Origin of the sequence: Streptomyces sp. YS-3, assembly GCF_045257485.1 — a bacterium.
Taxonomy (GTDB): domain Bacteria; phylum Actinomycetota; class Actinomycetes; order Streptomycetales; family Streptomycetaceae; genus Streptomyces.
Window position 1 is genome coordinate 1 of the sequence record NZ_JBJHPC010000999.1, and the last position, 1,356, is coordinate 1,356.

Below are 1,356 nucleotides of genomic sequence, written 5' to 3' on the forward strand. Positions count from 1 at the left end.
ACCAGGGGCTCCGCCCCCATCCGCTGGAACTCGGCGTCGACCTGGCCGACGGGGGCACCTGTGAGCGCTGCGGCACCTGCGACGGCTTCCCCTGCCGGGTCGGCGCCAAGAGCGACGCGGAGACCCGGGCCCTGCGCCCCGCCCTGCGCGCCCCCACGGTCCGGCTGCTCACCCACACGTACGTCTCCCGGCTGCGCACCGACGCGTCCGGACGCACCGTCACCACCGTCGAGGCCATCAGGGACGGCCGGCCGGTGACGCTCACCGCCGGAACCGTCGTCGTCTCCTGCGGGGCGGTCAACTCCGCGGCGCTGCTGCTGCGTTCGGCGAGTACTTCTCACCCGTCGGGGCTCGCCAACGGCAGCGGTCTGGTGGGGCGCAATCTGATGCTGCACCACAACAGCATGCTGATGGCCGTCGACCCGCGCCGGATCAACCCGTCGGTCTTCCAGAAGACCCTCGCCGTCAACGACTTCTACCGGGCCGGTGCCCGCACACCGCACCCGCTCGGCAACCTCCAGCTGATGGGCAAGGTCCACCCTGCCGCCATGGCGACCGCGCACCCGCGCGTGCCCCGCCGGATCCTGGGTGAACTGGCGGCGCACAGCGTCGACTGGTGGCTCATCTCGGAGGACCTGCCGCGCCCGGAGAACCGGGTCCTGCTCGGCCCCGGCGGAGGAGTCACCCTCGACTGGCACCCCGTCAACGCCCGCGCCCACCGGCGTCTGGTGCGCGAGGGGGCACGGATGATGCGCCGGGCCGGATACCCCCTCGTCCTCACCCACCGCATGGGCGTCGAGCACACCGGCCACCAGTGCGGCACGGTCCTCGCCGGTCACGACCCGGCGCGCTCGGTCCTCGACCCCTACTGCCGCAGCCACGAGGTCCGCAACCTGTTCGTCGTCGACGGCGGTTTCTTCCCCTCGTCCGCAGCCGTCAACCCCACCCTCACCATCGTCGCCCAGGCGCTGCGCGCGGCCCGCGGCGACGCCGTCCTGCCCTGACCCCGTGAAGGAGCCCTCCATGTCACTCCACCGCCTGTCCTCCGTCACCATCGGCGTCCCCGACCCCGCGGCGACCGCCCCGTACTACACCGAACTCGGCCTGCGGGCACGGGAGAACGGCTGGTTCGCCACCCGGGACGGCGGCCGGCAGCTGCGGATCGTCGCGGCCCCCACCCGCCGCCTCGTCGGGATGCGCGTCGGCGTCGACGACCCCGACGACCTCGACGCCGCCGCCGCCCGGCTGCACCGCATGGGCATCGCCGCGGTGCGCGGACCCGGCCCGACCCTGACCGCGGCCGACCCCGTCACCGGGGCGCGGGCCGTCCTCCAGATCGAACCGCGCCCCACCCCG

The 1,356-nt window shown here is 74.3% G+C and carries 2 protein-coding genes; both read left to right on the plus strand.

Translation table 11 applies throughout. From position 1 onward, the window contains the following. Window positions 1-1,004 (plus strand): GMC oxidoreductase (locus ACJA3G_RS37015; protein ID WP_406557394.1); only part of this gene is annotated, 1,004 nt, incomplete at its 5' end. Between the two features lie 19 nt (window positions 1,005-1,023). Beyond that, a partial coding sequence (locus ACJA3G_RS37020) for a VOC family protein (protein ID WP_406557395.1) occupies window positions 1,024-1,356 on the plus strand: 333 nt, incomplete at its 3' end.